Source organism: Wolbachia endosymbiont of Onchocerca ochengi (genome assembly GCF_000306885.1).
Taxonomy (GTDB): Bacteria; Pseudomonadota; Alphaproteobacteria; order Rickettsiales; family Anaplasmataceae; genus Wolbachia.
Genome location: NC_018267.1, coordinates 208,193 through 228,298, shown reverse-complemented (window position 1 = coordinate 228,298; position 20,106 = coordinate 208,193). Strand labels below are relative to the sequence as shown.

General features: G+C 32.1%; 12 protein-coding genes and 3 tRNA genes. 8 read left to right on the top strand and 7 right to left on the bottom strand.

Features of this window, described 5'->3' with window-relative positions; all coding sequences use genetic code 11:
• Positions 1 to 1,964 precede the first annotated feature (1,964 nt).
• Positions 1,965 to 4,580 carry a preprotein translocase subunit SecA gene (gene secA, locus WOO_RS00865; protein WP_232500397.1) on the top strand — a complete coding sequence of 872 codons (2,616 nt, stop codon included), beginning with the start codon at positions 1,965 to 1,967 and terminating at the stop codon, positions 4,578 to 4,580.
• A 779-nt stretch (positions 4,581 to 5,359) separates the two neighbouring features.
• On the opposite strand, the gene WOO_RS00860 is transcribed toward secA, so the two are convergent.
• Positions 5,360 to 6,328, bottom strand: a complete 969-nt coding sequence (locus tag WOO_RS00860) for a ribonucleotide-diphosphate reductase subunit beta (protein WP_014868819.1) — start codon at positions 6,326 to 6,328, stop codon at positions 5,360 to 5,362.
• Between the two features lie 135 nt (positions 6,329 to 6,463).
• Between WOO_RS00860 and WOO_RS00855 the strand changes: the two genes are divergently transcribed.
• On the top strand, positions 6,464 to 6,802 hold the full coding sequence (locus WOO_RS00855; protein WP_044135471.1) for an outer membrane protein assembly factor BamE: 339 nt from the start codon (positions 6,464 to 6,466) through the stop codon (positions 6,800 to 6,802).
• 331 nt (positions 6,803 to 7,133) lie between these two features.
• Here the strand turns inward: WOO_RS00855 and WOO_RS00850 are convergent.
• Positions 7,134 to 7,206 (bottom strand) — tRNA-Gly (locus WOO_RS00850).
• Positions 7,207 to 7,354: 148 nt separating this feature from the next.
• Here WOO_RS00850 and WOO_RS00845 point away from each other — a divergent pair.
• The 4 genes from WOO_RS00845 to WOO_RS00830 all read left to right on the top strand — a co-directional run bounded on the left by WOO_RS00845 (position 7,355) and on the right by WOO_RS00830 (position 11,146).
• Positions 7,355 to 7,975 carry a ribonuclease D gene (locus tag WOO_RS00845; protein ID WP_014868817.1) on the top strand — a complete coding sequence of 207 codons (621 nt, stop codon included), beginning with the start codon at positions 7,355 to 7,357 and terminating at the stop codon, positions 7,973 to 7,975.
• A gap of 116 nt (positions 7,976 to 8,091) precedes the next feature.
• Positions 8,092 to 8,415 (top strand): thioredoxin, encoded by a 324-nt coding sequence (gene trxA / locus WOO_RS00840; RefSeq protein WP_014868816.1) that lies wholly within the window; start codon positions 8,092 to 8,094, stop codon positions 8,413 to 8,415.
• 41 nt (positions 8,416 to 8,456) lie between these two features.
• Positions 8,457 to 8,530, top strand: a tRNA-Ile gene (locus tag WOO_RS00835).
• 699 nt (positions 8,531 to 9,229) lie between these two features.
• Positions 9,230 to 11,146: an ATP-dependent helicase gene (locus WOO_RS00830; protein WP_014868815.1), complete on the top strand. Its 1,917-nt coding sequence runs from the start codon at positions 9,230 to 9,232 to the stop codon at positions 11,144 to 11,146.
• Positions 11,147 to 11,361: 215 nt separating this feature from the next.
• Here the strand turns inward: WOO_RS00830 and WOO_RS04310 are convergent, their stop codons facing one another.
• The 4 genes from WOO_RS04310 to WOO_RS03975 form a co-directional block, all read right to left on the bottom strand.
• Positions 11,362 to 11,562, bottom strand: coding sequence for a hypothetical protein (locus WOO_RS04310; RefSeq protein WP_369336058.1), 201 nt, complete (start codon positions 11,560 to 11,562; stop codon positions 11,362 to 11,364).
• A 78-nt stretch (positions 11,563 to 11,640) separates the two neighbouring features.
• Positions 11,641 to 11,937: an MDR/zinc-dependent alcohol dehydrogenase-like family protein gene (locus tag WOO_RS03760; protein ID WP_025264310.1), complete on the bottom strand. Its 297-nt coding sequence runs from the start codon at positions 11,935 to 11,937 to the stop codon at positions 11,641 to 11,643.
• 320 nt (positions 11,938 to 12,257) lie between these two features.
• Positions 12,258 to 12,331, bottom strand: a tRNA-Pro gene (locus WOO_RS00820).
• Between the two features lie 726 nt (positions 12,332 to 13,057).
• Positions 13,058 to 13,255: a hypothetical protein gene (locus WOO_RS03975; protein WP_148271159.1), complete on the bottom strand. Its 198-nt coding sequence runs from the start codon at positions 13,253 to 13,255 to the stop codon at positions 13,058 to 13,060.
• A 1,588-nt stretch (positions 13,256 to 14,843) separates the two neighbouring features.
• Here WOO_RS03975 and icd point away from each other — a divergent pair.
• Together icd and nth are read left to right on the top strand one after the other, a co-directional pair.
• On the top strand, positions 14,844 to 16,268 hold the full coding sequence (icd, locus tag WOO_RS00810) for an isocitrate dehydrogenase (protein ID WP_044135470.1): 1,425 nt from the start codon (positions 14,844 to 14,846) through the stop codon (positions 16,266 to 16,268).
• Between the two features lie 1,262 nt (positions 16,269 to 17,530).
• A complete protein-coding gene (gene nth, locus WOO_RS00805) occupies positions 17,531 to 18,172 on the top strand; it encodes an endonuclease III (RefSeq protein ID WP_014868813.1) in 642 nt (213 codons plus the stop codon).
• A 506-nt stretch (positions 18,173 to 18,678) separates the two neighbouring features.
• On the opposite strand, the gene nuoF is transcribed toward nth, so the two are convergent.
• Positions 18,679 to 19,980, bottom strand: coding sequence for an NADH-quinone oxidoreductase subunit NuoF (nuoF, locus tag WOO_RS00800; RefSeq protein ID WP_014868812.1), 1,302 nt, complete (start codon positions 19,978 to 19,980; stop codon positions 18,679 to 18,681).
• Between the last annotated feature and the right edge of the window lie 126 nt (positions 19,981 to 20,106).

Below are 20,106 nucleotides of genomic sequence, written 5' to 3'. Positions count from 1 at the left end.
CTATCAGTAAATATAAGGATCTTTTTTTGTTGTTTTCTACTGTATGCTTTTTATACACTATTACCGCATTCTCTCTATTAGACCTGAATGGAATGTTTTAAACGATGTTTTATCAGACGATAAAGTTTGTTTTCTATCATTATAATTTTCAAATAGTCTGAAATATTTATATGCGTTTTCTTTGTGGGCATTTGCTTAGGCTAAAGTTAAAGGTAATAACTTAATATCTTTGCTAATGCATCTACTTGAATTGTGTCTAGTCTTTCTCCTTTTATTTCTAGTATTTAAAGAATATGGCTACTTGACTCTTAAGGTTTAAAAGCATCACTAGAATTAGTGTTCTATGGGTTTGTCCAGCTAAATTTATAACGGGAAGTTAATAATGTCTTTTTTGTAGGAAGTAAGCCTACTGTATTTTTGTAATTAGGGGAAAATTATAGCATGTCAGTAACCACTGGTACATTGAGGCTATTCTAGCTAACTTTTAACACACTTAACATGATCTTCTTCAAAGACGTTTTCTTCATAACCATAAATAATGCTTGGTTTACACCCTAATTTGATGTACTCATTGAATAATGCATTTATTTCTATCTTTTGTATCAAGTCAAATTATTCCTTTATATTCTTAGAATTTACTCTAAACAAGATTCTAATGCTAATTGTGTTTTATCCGGTTTCTGCTTAATCTGTGAGAATAACTAATGTTGCTGTATCAGCAGCATCCAGGTATTTTTCTATTTTATCTAGTAGTATTTTTCTATCAATAAAATTCTAGTTTCAGATAAAGGTTTGCTAAAATTCATCTAGATTTTCTTTAGATTTGAGACTATGAAAATAGTTTATAATTTTCTTAAAATAATCATCTTTTCTCGTTAAGTAAGAAAACTTTGCCTCTTACATTCTTCCCATTACTCTCTACTTTCTCGCGCGCAAAATCAAAAACTGTGTCAATGTCTTGTTTTATTTGATATTTTGTCTGTGTTTCATGCTTCTTCTTGAATAATAATATCTAATTTTGAGTGATTAGGTTGATTAACTACAAACCTTAATCTAAGTAAGAGAATTTTCTATTTCACCATCACTACTACAACTGAAGTATTTTTAGCTCAGTATGATTTTTTATCTTATAGCATGTTTCTTTTTGATCTTCATAAATATTTTAAATGTTCATTTATTAACTTTAACTCTTCCAGGATGCTTCTATAGTATCACTATACTACTTTGCTTTTCTGTGCCTTTTTAAAAATTCACATTGACATTAGTATAAATGACGAGTATAGTACCCCTGTTCTTGCATTTAGGTTTTGCTTGATTTTAAAGGTAGGATCCAAAAAGTATTTGTGTAACCTAAAATCTTCTTTTTTTGTAGCTTTCTATTATTTCCATTAATAAACAAATCTTTAAAAGTATAGTATTTTTGAGGCACAACGTGTATTGTAGTACTTAGCTTAAACTGAGATAGTTTTTGATTTGTTTTCTTGTCTTTTTATCTTCAAAAGAAATAATCATCAAAAACTTCAAAGCCTTTCATGGTTAATGCTAACCAAAAATCAATTTTACTGCTTAGTTTATGAGGGGTAGATATAGTATTAATAATTTTACTTAAAGTTTATGACCTTAATTATCTGTTGGTCAGCTGATTCTCTTCTTTAAATATAGAATTGTTAAGTTTTTTAAAACTGTTCATTTTCTATTTACATTCTACTAAAAACTTCATTTTATATAAAAATTAAAGATTATTAAATATCTAAAATAATGTAACATATTCTTTATATATTGATGAAAAGCTTTCCAAGCAAAGGATCAGTAAGTTATTTTATTCACTGCCTTAATATGTAAGTAAAGATTCTCTAAATCGAATATGTCATTGCTGTAGGTTGTGTTTGGTAATATAATCTCATATTTAATGGGCGTTAATTAAGTTTATGTCAGATTTTGCTGTAATTTTAACAGCTATTCTTATGTTTTTCACTTTTATATTGTTGCTCCTTTTTGTAAAGGGAATGACAAATAGGAGGATAATAAAGTCTTTTGGAAAAATTGTTCAACAAATAAATGCATTAGAGCCGAAAATGCAGAGCCTATCTGATGAGGAGCTTGCTAGTAAAACTGAGGAGTTTAAACAGGAATTAAAGAATGGGAAAACATTAAATAGCCTTCTCATACCTGCTTTTGCAGTTGTACGTGAAGCCTCTCGTAGGTTTCTTAACATGAGACACTTTGATGTTCAGCTAATTGGTGGAATGGTCCTTCATAATGGCATGATATCAGAAATGAAAACAGGAGAGGGAAAGACGCTTGTTGCAACTTTAGCTGCATACCTTAATTCTTTAGAGGGAAAAGGTGTACATGTTGTAACTGTTAACGACTACCTTGCAAAACGTGATGCAGAATGGATGAGAAAATTATATAATTCTCTTGGGGTTTCTGTTGCGTTTATTACAAATGATTTGACAGATGCAGAGAGGAAAGAAGCTTATAGTGCAGATATTGTATATTCAACAAACAATGAACTTGCTTTTGATTACCTTCGAGATAATATGAAATTTTCTCAAGAAGATATGGTTCAGAGAGGTTTCAATTATGCGATAGTAGATGAAGTAGATTCCATATTGATTGATGAAGCGCGGACTCCGCTTATTATTTCTGGTCCAATTGAGGAAAATAATCAGATATATAAACTCATAAATAAAATAGTTATTAAATTAATTGATTCTGATTATGAGGTAGATAAGAAGGGTAGGGCGGTGTTCCTTACTGAAGATGGTATTTCACGTGTGGAAGAGCTACTTAGGTCATATAATCTCATTTCTGAGGATTCTTCGTTGTATGATACCAACAATATGGTAATGACTCATTATGTAGATCAAGCATTACGTGCGCATAAGCTGTTTACTGTTGATAAAGATTATATAATAAAGGACGGCAAGGTAGTAATTGTCGATGAGTTTACTGGACGCATCATAGAAAGTAGAAGATATTCTGATGGTCTTCACCAGGCACTTGAAGCGAAGGAGAATCTTGAGATTCAACATGAGAACCAAACTTTAGCATCAGTCACATTTCAGAATTATTTTCGTATGTATAATAAGCTCTCTGGTATGACTGGAACAGCAGCAACAGAAGCAGAAGAGTTCCGTGATATATATAAGCTAAATGTAGTGAAAATTCCAACTAATGTGCCTGTAAAGAGAATAGATATTGATGATGAAATTTATGGTACAGAAAAAGAAAAGTTTAATGCTGTATTAAAATTTGTAGAAGAATGCCACAAACGTCTTCAACCAATCCTTGTTGGCACAGTGAGTATTGAGAATTCTGAGAAGCTTTCTGCGCTTTTGCGAAGCCACTCTCTTAAGCATTCAGTGCTGAACGCTCGTTATCATGAACAAGAGGCGTACATAATAGCACAAGCTGGAGCACCAGGTAGTATTACTATAGCAACTAATATGGCAGGACGTGGAACTGATATTCAGCTTGGCAGAAATGCTGAAATGATAGCAAAAGTGGAGCTGAAGAAGATAAAAAATACTGATGAAAGAGAAAAAAAATATCAAGAAATAGTTGAAAGAGTAAAAAGAGATAGGGAAATTGCTATAAAAGCTGGTGGTTTATGTGTTATTGGAACTGAGAGACATGAAAGTAGGAGAATAGATGATCAATTACGTGGTCGTTCTGGTCGTCAAGGTGATCCTGGACTTTCTAAGTTCTTTTTATCACTTGAAGATGATTTAATGAGAATATTTGGCTCTGATAGAATGAGAAACTTTTTACAAAGGGTAGGGCTAAAGGATAATGAAGCTATTCATCATCCATGGCTTAATAAGGCGCTTGAGAAGGCACAGAAAAAAGTTGAAGCTCGAAACTATGATGTGCGAAAATCTCTGCTTAAATTTGATGACGTGATTAATAATCAACGTAAAGTTATTTTTGAGCAGAGAAATCACATCTTAGGGAATGAAATCAATGGTTTATTTGAAGTATATAGTGAAGTAAATAAGGCGATAATAGAAGGTGTGGTGCAAAGTGGTTATTATGAGGATTATGTTGAAGATCTTGTTAAAGAGTTCTATACAAGGTATGGAATAACACTTAATAAAGAAGTATTAGCAGAATTTTTGAATAAACAAGAAGCATTGGATTATGTAAATGATGAGATACAGAAGTTTTTTGCTGAGAAAGAAGAGTATTTCAATAGTCAACACGCTACAGATTTATGGAACAAGGTAGTGAAGCAAGTGATGGTCATGACACTTGATCATTTATGGAGGGAACACCTTTCAATTTTAGAGAGGTTAAGACAAAGCATAAATTTACGTGCCATGGGGCAGAAAGATCCACTGAATGAATTTAAACGTGAAGCTTTTTTGATGTTTGAGTCGATGCTTGAAAAATGGAAGGAGATCACTGTTCATCGTCTAGCTTACTTCAAGTTAGCAGATAACCAAGAAGTGAGTAAGAGGTTACATTTTATTAAAAGAAGCAATTTGCCAAAAGTCTCAAGAAACGATAAATGTCCTTGTAACTCGGGCAAAAAATATAAGCACTGCCATGGCGCGATTACTTTGATAAATTAGCAGCTATGATCTGCTTGCCTTTTATATTAGCTAACTTTATTTAACTTGCCGTATCTAGTAAGCGCTCTGATTTTACTTGTAAAGAAGGCTTGAATTCTCTTCTTTTAGTGGTTTTATCGTTTTATTAGATATATTTTTTTCATTTCTTTTAATGGTCTTAATTGTAATACCTGCTACAGTTGTAGCTACAATTGGAAATAATATGCTGTGGTATACAGATGCGGTAGAGAATCTAATAATTTAGTTATTGGAATAACAACATATGCAACAAGGACGGCCCAGTTGCGATGCTTACAATAAATAATCAACTTAAGTATATAATTTGCAATTACTTTTAACGGTCGCTTATATTATGATTAATGTGAATCTGCAGGAAGGAAGTTGTGATGAGAACTGCAGTTAATGGTACTACAGAAATGTAGCTGACAATTATGCTTGTTATCAGGGGTGGAGGTCTAGTTAAAGTACTTGGTATAAGACCTATTGAAATGCTTAGTGTGACTTCTAATTATTGCTAATATTTTTACTATTGTTGAATAATTTAAGCAAATACTCTCTTCTTTTTATGGTTACGGTTTTTTAAAGATTTATCTTGTATTCTAAAGTTTATGTAAGTGATTTATATGTTATGAACAGCATATAAATCACTTTATTCTATGAGACTAGTTATTTTTTTAGTGGTGATACTTCATCGATCTTAAATACAAGTTTAAGGTTACTTAAATAACAGCAAATAAAATGCAAAGAGGCTAATTAGTTTTTTATTGTTAGTATCGCTTTTAGCTAAAAGCCTCTTCCCATGTACCTTGAGTTGCTGCACGGCTATATTCTGTTACTCTATTTTCAAAGAAGTTTGTATGTTCTACACCATTTAGTATTTCATCAAGCCATGGAAGAGGATTATTATTAATATTATACATGGGTTTCAAATCTAATTGTATTAACCGTCTGTTTGCTATGTAGCGTATATAACTGCGTACTTCCTCTGCAGATAATCCTTCAACGTCTCCTAAATCAAAAGCGAGTTTTATAAATTCATCTTCAAGTCTAACAATAGTGCGACATGCAGAATACAGTTCCTCTTTGAACTCCTCATTCCAAATTTCATTATTTTCTTTAATAAAAGTGTTGAATAAATTAATAATTGAATTAGTGTGTAAAGTTTCATCACGTGCTGACCAGGCAATTATTTGTCCCATGCCTTTCATTTTTCCAAAGCGTTGAAAATTAAGTAAAATTGCAAATGATGCAAATAACTGCAATCCTTCAGTAAACGCACCAAACACTGCTAGAGTTTTAGCTACATGTTTCTTATCGTGTTTTTTACTCTCCTCAAACTCTAGCATGTACTCATACTTCTTTCTCGTAGCATCATATTTTAAAAATGCTTGATATTCACTTTCTGGCATACCAATTGTATCTAAAAGGTATGAATAGGCTGCAATGTGTATGGTCTCCATATTGGAGAAGCTTGCAAGCATCATGCATATTTCTGTTGGTTTAAATATATTTGTGTAATGTCTCATGTAACAATTGTTCACCTCAATATCTGCTTGGGTGAAGAACCTAAAAATCTGAGTTAGGAGGTTTTTTTCCGTACCCGAAAGTTTAGTTTTCCAATCATTCACATCGTCAGCGAGTGAAACTTCTTCAGGTATCCAATGTATCCTTTGTTGCTGTAGCCACGCATCATATGCCCAAGGGTAATTAAAAGGTTTATATATTGGATCTGATTCTAACAATGACATAGAGTACCCTAATTATTTTCTAAAGTTAATATTATATTAAGCGATACCAAAAATCAGTCAATTTAACTTTTATAAAATTTGACTATAGGTAATTTGTTAGTGTATTGTAATTTCACAGTGATTTATCTCAGAGAAATGCGAGTATTGATATACTTGGTTCTATTATTTTTAGTAAACTGTACGAACACTATTTACAATCACGGAACTTCAGATATTAGTGTTGAGTTGTGGAACAAGATAAAAATAGGTGATGACAAAGAAAAAGTGGTTCACACTTTGGGATCACCAACATTAATATCTCAATTTGATGAAAATATTTGGTATTACATTTCATATAAAATAAAACAATCTAATTTCTTAGGAAAAAGAAAGTATAGCAGTAAATCCCTGCAGATTTCATTCGACCAAGATGATAAAGTTTTAGATATGAAAGAGATTGACATTTCAGAAAGAACCTTGGCTGTTATTAACTGAAAGTCTATACTGTAGTCTATTAGTGGTGTTTTTTAAAGATTAACATATAGTGGAATGATGGTTGTTGATAACTTAAGTTATTTTAGCTATAAATATTTAAAAATTTACTATTATAAAGTATCTTATAGGTGTGTTTCAACTTTTGCAAGCAAAACTTAGAAATTTTATAAAGATGTGAAGTTGCACATAGTGCAAAATTTGAGTGTGAGGTATTAAATACTTTAAGTTTTTTTGTTATTAGTTTATGCAAATTACAAGAATAAATAAATAACTTTAGTGTTATAGTAAGGGAAACGGAAGAATTTTTGATTGGGTGACTTTGGAAGTGAAGAGCGGGAGAAGGGGTTCGAACCCTCGACCTCAACCTTGGCAAGGTTGCGTTCTACCAACTGAACTACTTCCGCAGTTAACCTAATTCTTAAATTATAGGTATATACAACAATTTGTAAATCCCAATATATGCTTGAAATTTAAAGGACTATATTATTATATATTTGTGTACTAAAACTTACTTTTAATTATTATTAGTCTTTCAATATTCCACAAAGCCTTATGAGGATATTTGTATATGAAGATGACTTACCGGCTAGCTTAATGCCAGATAACATAAGTTCTATAGCCGTTGATACAGAGGCGATGGGTCTGCTTCATGGCAGAGATAGATTATGTCTTGTGCAACTCTCTTTTAATGATGGAAGTGCTCACTTAATTCAATTCAGGAACAATTATACAGCTCCAAATTTAAGAAAAATATTAGGTGATGAAAATATAACTAAAATATTTCACTTTGCACGGTTTGATGTTAGCATAATACGCTACTATTTAGGAATTTGGGCAGTGCCGTGCTATTGCACAAAAATAGCTTCACGTTTGGTTCGCACCTATACAGATAATCATAGTTTAAAGGAGTTATGCTTGGAGCTACTTGATATCAAATTAAATAAACAGCAACAATCCTCTGATTGGGGAAGTGAGAGTTTAACGGATAAGCAGAAAAATTATGCTGCGTCTGATATTTTATATCTCCATAAAATAAAGGAAAAGCTAGATTCAATGCTGGAGCGTGAAAACAGAAAAGAATTGGCACAAAAATGCTTTGAATTTCTTCCTACTCGTGTTAGATTAGATCTGATGGGATGGGGAAATATGGATATTTTTGATCATCAGATGTAACAGAAGTTTTTGCTTATGTGTAGGCTTTATGACAATTTTTTAGGCTATTTAGTAATAATTTAATTGATTAGTTACTGGCAAGTGCGTTATATTGTATGAATTAAGTTGAGTATTTTATGAATGGTAATGTTACATCAGTAGATGATCAAAGTTTTAAGTTTGAGGTCACTGACTATAAAGGGTTTGTATTAGTAGATTTTTGGGCTGAGTGGTGTAGACCATGTAAAAGTTTAATGCCACGTATTGAACAATTAGCCCGAGATAGAACAGGCAAAATCAAGGTCTGCAAGTTTAATGTAGGTGAAGGAACTGAGGTTCCAAGTAAATGGGGAATTCAATCTATACCTACATTAATCATATTTCAAGATGGTAAAGAAATTGCACGTAAAACTGGTACAATAAATGATTTATCAAGTTGGATTGATAGTGAGATAAGGTGATGATAAGTTTATTTTTGTGTGTATTATAAATCCTAATGAATGGGATTGTAGCTCAGTTGGTTAGAGCAGTTCGCTCATAACGAATTGGTCGTAGGTTCGAGTCCTACCAATCCCACCGTAGCATATACGCAACAACACCTTTATTGATGTTCTTTAATAGTTTTTGCTGCTAAAGTAAGTTTAAAGCAAAAACTTTATATAATACAAATAGTGAGGTTGACTTATCATGATAGTTTTATAGATTGTTACCTATGTATAATGTATTGTTAGTTAATGTAGCTTAAAGTATAGTTATATATTTGTTTTTTTAGACTATAATATATAAGATAGTCTAGGTTAAGAAAGTTATTAATACTCCATGAGAATTTATATGGTAATTTACTTTAGTAACACATCAACTAGTTTAAGTAAATCATGGAAAGAGTTTTGAGAAAAAGCTTATTATTTTATAGTATAATATTGAAACTTAGTTAAAAACATATAAGAATCTTATCAAATAACCTGCAGCGTATAACTACTATACTTTTGAGCTTCTTATTAAAGTTGAAAAAATAGAAATGCGGGAATTGAACTTTACATTTAAGCCATTCAAAGTTCTACCTGCCTAACTGACAAATAGAAGTTTTAGTTTAGATTAAGTTACCTTAGCTCGATGTACACCTGATACCACTAGAACAAAAATAGCTAAATTCAAGCGTTTTCATTATATATTATTTGTTGAATAGTATATTTCTTACTGTTATATCCAATAAAGCCTTTACAATATTTGGATCATGGGTTTAATTTTAAGAGGTTGTAATCTATAGAACTGCAAATGGGCGATTATCTCTCACTGCTGAATCCAGAACAACGATTAGCTGTAACTAATGTAGATGGGCCAATTTTGATATTGGCGGGAGCTGGGACAGGAAAAACGAGAACCATTACTTCAAGAATAGCACATATAATTAGAAATGGTTACGCTAGTTCTAATGGGATATTAGCGGTTACATTTACTAACAAAGCTGCAAATGAAATGGTATCGAGAGTGCTTGAGCTTACAGGTGTAAATATACCATGGCTTGGTACCTTTCATGCTATTGCAGCAAAAATTTTGCGCCGTCATGCTGAAATTGTGGGTTTAAACTCTAATTTCACAATTATTGGTATGGATGATCAATTACAGGTAATAAAAAATATTATTAATGAAATAAACCCCGACTACTTCTTAGAGAAATGTAAGACCGTCATGAGTGTTATTCAGCAATGGAAAGAAAAGTGCTTGTTGCCGTCTGAAGTGGGGAGCATTCAATCACTTAGACCTTTATATGTAACTGCACTTAAAGTTTATAACCAATATCAAGAAAGGTTGAAGTTCCTTAACTCTGTTGATTTTGGTGATCTATTATTGTACAACATACAACTTTTTGATCAAGAGGCTGAAACTCTATCCTACTACCAAAACAAGTTCAAATATATTGTGGTAGATGAGTATCAAGATACAAATGTAATACAATATCTTTGGCTGAAATATTTAGCAAAAGGACATTCGAATATTTGTTGTGTAGGAGATGACGATCAGTCAATATACAGTTGGCGTGGTGCAGAAGTTGAAAATATTTTGAAATTTTCTAACGATTTTAAAAATGCAAAAACCGTTAAATTGGAGTGTAACTACAGATCGACATCCCACATACTTGCGACTGCGTCATATATTATTAATCATAACAAAACCCGCTTAGAAAAAAAATTATGGACAACAAATACTGAAGGGGAAAAGGTAAATCTAATAAAATTATGGGATGGCAAGGCTGAAGCAAGGTTCATAAGTGAACAGATATTAAAACTCAACAAATATAGATTTAGTGACATTGCGGTCCTGGTAAGAGCTATTTTTCAAACTAGAATCCTGGAAGAATATTTTATAAAGTATTCAATTCCCTATAAGATTATAAGCGGTGTAAAATTCTATGAACGTCACGAAATCAGAGATATAATTGCATATTTAAGACTCGTTGTGAACATCAATGATGACTTGGCTTTTGAAAGGATTGTAAATCGGCCAAAGCGGAGTATAGGAACTACAACTCTAAAAAAGATATATACAATTGCTCAAGATAACAAGACTTCTTTTTTTGGGGCAGCAAGAGTACTAGTCGATAGCAATCAAGTAATTGGAAGGATTAAGCTCTCACTCAATGATTTTTTAAGTAAAATTGAAGCTTGGAAAAAGATAGTAAGCGTAAAGCCATTGCATAAATTTGTTAAAATCGTAGCAGATCAATCAGGGTATATGGAAATGCTTGAAAATGAGGAAGTGATAGGTTTAACTCGGATAGAAAACGTTAAAGAACTTATTTCATCTTTAAAAAACTTTGATAATATCACAACTTTCTTGGAGCATGTAAGTTTGGTGACGGAAGTCGATAATATGAGTGGTGATGACACTGTATATGTTATGACTCTTCATGCAGCTAAAGGACTTGAGTTTCCATGCGTGTTTTTACCTGGCTGGGAAGAAGGATTATTTCCGCATCAAAGATCCTTTGAAGATAAAAGTGGTAGAGCTTTAGAGGAAGAAAGAAGACTTGCATATGTCGGAATAACTAGAGCAAAAGAAAGGTTAATTATTTCATGTGCAGGTAGAAGGGAAATGAATAACCAGTGGCAATCAATGTATACTTCGCGATTTATCAAGGAACTACCAAGGGAGAATATTGAGATAATTAAGAGTAACATTGCTTACTGCTAAAGTAGGCAAAATTTGCTTAAGAGATTTTTATAATATTTAATCCACTTGCTTTTCTGTTCTCCATATCAAAATAAGCTTCTATTATTTCATCGAATTTGTACTTTTTGTTAATCTTTATACAGTCAAAAGTTTCTTCCTTATCATCTCAAAGATTTCCGCTGCAAGTGAGCACTAGGGTGAGTCTGTTGTGCTTATGATGATATAATGAACGTGAACTAAGTAAAGGGAGAGCTAATCGAAACATTGCCTGATATTTGTCCATAGAAACATATATGCCAAACTTTCCTAAAGACTCGAAAAAAAGTTTGCTGTGTAGCATAGCCTATAGGATCATGCACTGCACATACTCCTTTGTTTTGCGTAATCTCCATAATCTTAGAAACAAAGTCTTTATCATGATAATTTATTGCATATATGCAGCCATTTTGTAAAGCTATCTTTATTTTTTCGTCAGAGCTTATAGAACCTATTACTACTCATTTTTTATCATTTGCTCATTGACATATTATCTGCCCTAATCCACCATTAACTCCACGTACAAGCACAGCGGTGCCAGGTTTTATTTTATAGGATTGGTTAATTAAATGGTGAGCTATCATGCCTTTGAGTAATACTATGGGTACAATTTCATCCGGTATTTCATCTGGAATCTTTATCAAATATTTCTGGTGTATAACACGTTTCTCACAATATGGCCCTGTTGGAGCTGTGCAGTACCCAACCCTATCTCCAATCTGTAAGTCATTGCTTATTTTCTTACCAAGCTTTTCGACAACTTCCACTGCTTCCACTCCAAGCGCTAACGGACGTACTAAGCTTCTTCATCCTTTGGCTCACTTATACCTACTATTAACAAATTCTAATACTTTTATTTCTCTAGTTCTTTTAATTTGTACAGCTTTAACCATAGTGAACATCAAGAAAAAATTTTTGATTATGTTATCTAATAACCAATATTTTCTAAAATTATTTAGAAATGTATACTGTAAGATATGCATTAGTAGTTGGTAGCATAAAGTTAAACGTTGATATATAAAAAAGGTAATGCATGTACTAATTAATTTAGTCTATTGACAGAGTTTTTGAAACGTATCAAAACCAACATAGAGGATCGGGGCAGAGAGATTTGAACTCCCGACCCTTTGGTCCCAAACCAAATGCGCTACCAGACTGCGCCATGCCCCGATTTCTTTATTCAGAATATCAATAACTAGATAAAATGCAAGGTCGATTTACTTACCAAAAAGCATTTGCTTTGTAAAAATATACTTCATTATAATAGTTTGCATCTTTTGACTCTTCTTAATAAGAAAATAACTACTCTTATTTTTAATACTCTCGTGAACTACCCAATTAAAGTGGTGTATCGATGATTTTATATCGATAATTTCCTATTATTCTTTATTTAACATAAATTGAATTCTCTTTTTAGAGTTGAGAATTCTAAGCTCTACTCTTAATTGTTCTATTTTTGTGTTAAAATCATAACCTTATTCATATTTTTTACCTTTTTTACATTAGTGCCAACAGTTTTTCTAGTGGTGTAGTCTACAACTCCTCTTTGTTAACCTGTTATTGTATTAGTTTCTGATTTATATTTATTTGTTTATTTTTTTCTTTCCGTTGTTTTTTCTGCCTTTTACTTATCCATGGTAAATGTTAAAATTAGCTTTTATAGATTTTACTTTCTTTTCCAATCTTTTTACAGTGGAATTTACTTTGGTTGAATAATTGATCTTTCTTGTGCTAATATATAGCTAGCTTACGTCCTTTATCACAGAGATTTTAGCATATATAGGCTCTTGTTGTATTGCATATTTTCTAATTGGGATAATCTCTACTTAAACAAATTGTTATTTCTTTTAGAAGGATCTATTTCTTTGTGGATGTGCTTATTCTTCTTTGAGAAATTTATTCCTTCATAAATATATTTGTCATTTTATTTTTGATCTCTTGTTTTGTAGCAGGGTTTACTTGAATAGCATATATAAGTGGTGAGTCGATTGATTTTTCTCTAAGCTCTTTGGCTACTAGAGTATAGCAGCTGCTTAGTTGATTATCATTTTCAAAACCATCTTGTTTTAGCATGAATATGTTTATCGTCTGCAAATTGGATCTCAGTATTTTTGGCAGGTATTCCTTTCTTTTTAACAGATGAAAATAGTTTGTCTAATGCATTAAAGAGATTTAGAATAAATTTTAATAATTCTTTTGTTGTTCTATTTGGTGGCTCGGGTTGGTAAGTTATCTTTGGTACTATCATTTATACCTTACTGTATTGTCTTCTTAGAAAGAAGCTACCTTATAATGATTAACTTTTTCTTAAATTTTATGATATTTTGTCTAGAATAGTTGAGATAATATTAAAATTACGGAGTTGTTAAGTATCTTTATAAAGTTTTATCAATTTTGCTCTTGCCTCTACATTAGGTATGGGTGTTTTTTCATTTATATCTTTTGAATTTGTTGTCATATTTAATATCTTTAAATAGAATGTTGTAGCATTTTGAAATCTGAAAGCTTGTCTAGAGTAATAGCTAAATTATAGACATAAAAAATATTATCTCGGTTAAGAGAAATTATAGCTATCATATATTTCTTGATGTGTGTATGATTCTCCTTCTTTATATAGATCAGATCTAGATTTTCTAATAGGAGAGTACAGTTTTTGTGTATATCATACAATTTCAGCATTTTTTCACTTAACGCTAGATCGTTGTTATATTGAGACTGTTATCAAAAATTCTTTATTAGAGTAATAAATGTTTTCTAGTCCGATTAAAGCATTTTATGATAAAGAAATTTTGTAGTGGCCTGGTAAGAAAAAGGAATAGATGCTTCGTCATCTCCGGACTTAAAGGAGCTTTTTGCTCTTTATAAGGTAGAATATGTGCTGAAATTATTACTAGAATTTTGTGTAATTTTGATATTAAGTTTATCATTTTTCTTTCAATAATTTCAAAATCTTTATGTTTTTGCTTTTATATACTTAGCAATGTTATTAAAGGCTTCTTATATCTTTACAGGTTTCTTTTTCAGTATAGGTAATAGAAAAACTCAATAAGATCATTGAACAGGCTAATATATAGATAAATATAGCTTTGTAGTGTTGGACTCCAATTTTGTACGTACGTAAACTAGTGAGCTTTACTTTTCTAAACTATGTGTACCATATCGTAAGTTTGTAAATGTTAATTTAGCTATCTTATATGATGATAAAGATATTATTAAGGTTTACACTTTTATAGCACGTAAAGTATTAATTAGGCTTGTAATCTATCACTACCGTGTTTGTAAATTTATCATAGAATGTTTATTTACATTAATTAAGTAGCATAAACTAAAATGAAATTAGCTCAATTATAAAGATGTAGAAGATTGTGTTATGGTAGTGTAGATGAAGCAGAAAATGAAAGTAATCCAAATCATCTAATAATGTATAGATGAATATGCGTAGATAAAGTCAGGGAAGGATATCAAAAAGTTGAGTATTTCTGCTATAGTATTCCTTATGAAACCTATATGATTTACTTTAACATTTACTTCAGTATCCATAATCCTACTTTTGTAATATAACTGTATACTTATAAAAACATGTTATTGAATAACTATGAATATGCTAATTTCGGTAGTATCGATCACTTGTGCTGCTCTATTATTTAGATTAACATTAAATCATTTTAATATCAGGGAAGTTATGTCAACACCAATTACAGTTGCATATGGCGACGGTATCGGGCCAGAAATTATGGAAGCGGTGCTGTTGATATTGTGTGAAGCAGGAGCAAAGATCTCAGTGGATGTTATTGAAATAGGAAAACTTGTTTATGATAAGAAATGGTCTAACGGAATTTCTCCAAGTGGCTGGAAATCTATTGAAAGGACAAAGGTGTTACTTAAGTCTCCGATAACAACTCCTCAAGGTAAGGGACACAGAAGTTTGAATGTTGCACTTAGAAAAAATCTTGGACTATACGCGAACATTAGACCGTGCATTTCGTATCATCCTATTATAGAAAATAAATTTGGTAAGTTTGACACCGTTATAATACGCGAAAATGAGGAAGACGTTTATACGGGGATAGAGCATAGACTTACTGGTAATTCTTTCCAATGCACTAAAATTATTACTAGATCCGGTTCAGAGAGGATATGCAGATATGCTTTTGAATATGCAAAAAAGCATAATAGAAAGAAAGTGACTTGCTTAACTAAAGATAACATAATGAAAATGACTGATGGCACTTTCCGCGCAGCATTTAATCGCATTGCAGAGAAGTACCAAGATATAAAGGCAGAACATTATGTAGTTGATATTGGAATGGCGCGTGTTGCCACTGAACCTGGGAATTTTGATGTTATAGTAACTGGGAACTTGTATGGAGATATATTATCAGATATAATGGCCCAAATTTTAGGTTCTATTGGGTTAGTTGGTGGTAGTAATATAGGTAGTGAATACGCAATGTTTGAAGCGGTTCACGGCTCTGCTCCTGATATTGCAGGAAAGAACTTAGCTAATCCTTCTGGGCTTTTAAATGCTGCGGTATATATGCTAATTTACGTAAATCAAGTAGATGCTGCAAAACTAATTTATAATGCATGGTTAAAGACTTTGGAAGATGGAATACATACTGCTGATTTGTATAAGGAGAAGAGCAAACGGAAAGTTGGTACAAAAGAATTTGCAGAGGCTGTTGTAAATAATTTGGGGAAAAAGCCTAAGATATTGCCTGAATTTATAATCAGTAGTAATTTAGGTGATAGCAAAGTGAGTATACGATATGACTATGAGCAGAACTACAAAGTGAGAAAATTAGTTGGTAGCGATGTAACGCTTGCCTGGAATAAATCAGCAGATTTTGATCAACTAGTTAAGTTATTTGAGTTAAGCAATCTAAAGGTTATCACAATATATTCAAAAGGGCTTGCAATTTGGCCAGGAAGTTCAAAGTCTTCAAGCGATCAAGTAACCTGTAGGTTTATTGTAAATAATGAGAAGAAAACTGTTACAAACAACGATGTAAATGACTTACTAATCAAACTCGAAGAAAACAGTTTTGACGTGGTAAGAATGGATAAGTTGTATTTATATGATAGGAAAGAAGGTTTTTTTGTTTAGTTATTATTAACCACTTGCGTATACTGTTTAAGTGTACTACACTTAAGTACCCTAGTGTTTGTATAGGATAGATATAGTAGTAAGTTGATATTTTTAAGTTAAATTAGCCAGAGGTTGATGGTGTGGTTTTTTGTTTTAATGTATTAGGAATAAAAGCTCGGTAAGTTGTAGGTGAAGGCTATCAAGTTTTTGTTAGTTTCTAGGGGTAATATAAAATACTGGTGTTATAAATTATCCTGATAAAGTAGGGGAAGGGTAGATTTGGTTAAATTTATAAATCTTATTGAGAATTGGAAAAATGTATTAGCCTTTTGTAGAGTTTCGTAAAGTCCTTGCGTTAAAGTTAGTGTTAATGCTGAAAGTGAAGGACATTTAGCAACGTGTCAGTTTCATTATAGGAAAGAGATATTTAAGAAATTAAGTATTACTGGAAGAGGTAGTTGCAAGAAATCACACAGAATTAATGTCTATGTTGAAAAGTAAAGACCTCTGATTTAGGAAGGACTTGAGAAATGTAGTTGACTTATCGTTAGAATGGAGAAAGTTTCGCAAGATCTAGGATTGCGTTATTTCGAGGAAGTAATAAAGGTTAAAAGGTTAGTATAAAAACTAAATCAGTACCAAGCAAAGAAGCTAGGCATGCAATTATTTAACATATTAATTCTCTTAGAAAAAGGTAAGAGTGTAATTAAGGTAGAAAAGTATTAGGTATTAAAATTCGTAAAACAGAATCTTTGCTATTTATTCAGACTTTAGTGTTTTACCTTTAGCTCTATTAACTATTACAAGTATTACTATTTTTATGGTAGATGGTAGCGTTTAATATCATTTATTAATTAAGCTTCTGATTTGTTTATGAAAAAGTGTAAGAATTGTGTAGTTTCTACAATGCATTCAAGAATAAAATGAGCTATTAGCTAGGCAGCGAACTTTATTACTAGTAGATTAACTGTAGATATAAGTATACTTATTTCTTTGTTTGTATTGGCAGTAATAATTGAAATTCTGGTTTCTTGTTTTCTCGAAAAGATAGAGTTTAAAAGAAACTGATCTATTGAAATAGTATGCGATTCACATCGATATTAATATCGATTATATTTATTGTTAAAAAGTTTTTTTGTGGAGGTGACTAGTAAGTTAGCTGAAAGGTTTCGATGAAGTAAACATTGTTCCTATCTAGTGTTAACACTAAACAGCAGTTTAGATTTTAGGTAATTGAATTTATATGGTAAACAATGTAGCATAAGCTTTTAGCTCTATGAATGGATCCGAAAAAAGTAAGATTGGTATTTGAAAGATTTAGCCAATCAAACCCTACACCGAAAGTAGAGCTAAATTATACTAATCACTTTACGTTGCTGACTGCGATAATTTTATCAGCACGGACAGCTGATAGGAGTGTTAACAAAGTTACAGAAGAACTGTTTAGTATTGCTGATTCGCCAGAGAAAATACTAAATCTTGGGCAGAGTGAACTAAAGAAACACATAAGTAGCATCGGTTTATATAATTCTAAAGCAAAAAACATAATTAAGCTCAGCAAAATATTGATTGAGCGGTACAATAGTAAAGTTCCTGTAAATTTTAATGATTTGCTATCTTTACCAGGAGTAGGAAGAAAGAGCGCTAATGTGTTCTTAAATTCGGGGCTTGGCATTCCGACATTAGCAGTTGACACTCACGTTTTTAGAGTAAGTAATAGAATTGGGCTTGTGAAAGAAAAAGATGTGTTTAAAACAGAGCAGTCTCTTTTAAATATAGTTCCAAAGAAATGTCTGTTCTATGCTCATCATTGGCTAGTTTTGCATGGTAGATATACTTGCAAAGCACAAAAACCATTGTGTGATGCGTGCATAATTCATGATTTGTGCGAATTTGATGGCAAAAGGTGTAAGAAGGTCTAGTATCTTTTCTTTTGTCATTTTAGTATAACCTTAGAAATATTATAATTTAAATCATGTTCGAAAAGTATCATCTCAAGCAGTCAGACACTAATATCCAGAGAACTTGATTTTAACCAAGTAGCTACATAATAAAGACTAGGTTCTAGATCACGTACTGGAATAACACTGCTTATTACAAAAATAAATGTTTTATACATGGATTGCTTTATATTTAGAAAATTTGCTAAGTAAGAAAAATTAAAGAAATTGTGTAGATAATTGCCCCAGCTCTCTAATTCTGTAAATTGGTATTTTATATTGTTTTAAACGACTTATAAGTGCGCTTTAACCTGAAAACCTAGGAGCAAAGTTAATAAAGATACAAGCTACATGTAGCATAAAAAATTATGCATGAAACGCTAGCTACTTGATACTTTTATCATTTGACATGTACAGATTGAAGATAACTTAATATTTTTACTACCTTGACAAGGGAAATGATAAAATTTATTAAGTAGTTTTTGTATCTAATTTATTTCGTAACTACATATTCCTATACAACTTCTACTAAATTGTGCTCTCTTTTCAATTAAATGACGAAAATGTCTTATTAATCCTTGAACTGGCCAAGCTGCAGCATCACCAAATGCGCAAATTGTATGCCCTTCTATTTGAGTTGTAAGATCGAGTAACTTATCTATTTCACCGGGCTTAATTTCTCCTGTTACCATCCTTTTCATGATTCTCCATATCCATCCAGTGCCTTCGCGACATGGTGTACATTGCCCACACGATTCGTGCATATAGAAGTGTGATAACCTTTCTATTGCAGCTATTACGTCAGTCGATTTATCCATCACTATTACAGCGGCAGTACCAAGTCCTGATTGTACGGCTCTTAGTGAATCGAAATCCATTTCAATAGTGTCGCATATAGACTTTGGAATTAACGGCATTGAAGATCCACCAGGTATCACGGCAAGTAAATTATTCCAGCCTCCTTGCACTCCACCTGCATATCTTTCAATTAATTCACGTAGTGGGATTCCAAGCTCTTCTTCAACATTGCACGGGTTATTTACATGTCCTGAAATACTAAAGATCTTAGTGCCAGTATTATTGGGTTTGCCAAGGGACATAAACCATCCTCCTCCGCGACGCAAAATATCTGGAACCATAGCTATAGTTTCAACGTTGTTTATTGTAGTTGGGCAACCAAAAAGTCCAATATCTGCAGGAAATGGAGGCTTTATACGAGGGAAGCCTTTTTTCCCTTCGATTGATTCAAGTTGAGCTGTTTCTTCTCCGCATATGTAAGCTCCTGCACCCCTATGGATAAATATATCAAGATCATAACCTGATTTGCAGGCATTTTCCCCAATCAGACCTTCTTTGTAGGCTTCCTCAAGTGCTTTTTTTAAAACTAAATACTCGTTGTAAAATTCACCTCTGATATAAATATATGCAGCTGATGCGTTGATCGCTTTGCCAGCAAAGAGAATTCCTTCAAGTAATTTGTGTGGCTCATACCTTAATATACCTCTGTCTTTACATGTACCAGGTTCTGATTCATCTGCATTGACTACTAGATATACCGGTTGTTCTTTTGAAGGATTTTTTGGCATAAAACTCCACTTAAGGCCAGTAAAGAATCCTGCACCTCCTCGCCCTCTTAAGCCAGATTTTTTTACCTCATCAATAATCTTTTCAGATCCTAAATCTAATATTTCTTTTGTTTTTTGCCAACTACCACGTTTTTTTGCGTCTTTGAGCAGTGGGGTTTCTTTACCATTTAAGTTCGTAAATATTTTATCTTGTTCCTTCAACATGACTATTTAAGACTCCAAGTGGAGAATAATGCTAAAAACGAAACCACTCGTATTTGCTTGTTAATTTGATAAAACTAACCGTATAGAATGCATTTTGTTATTACTAATTTATTTGAGGATACACAC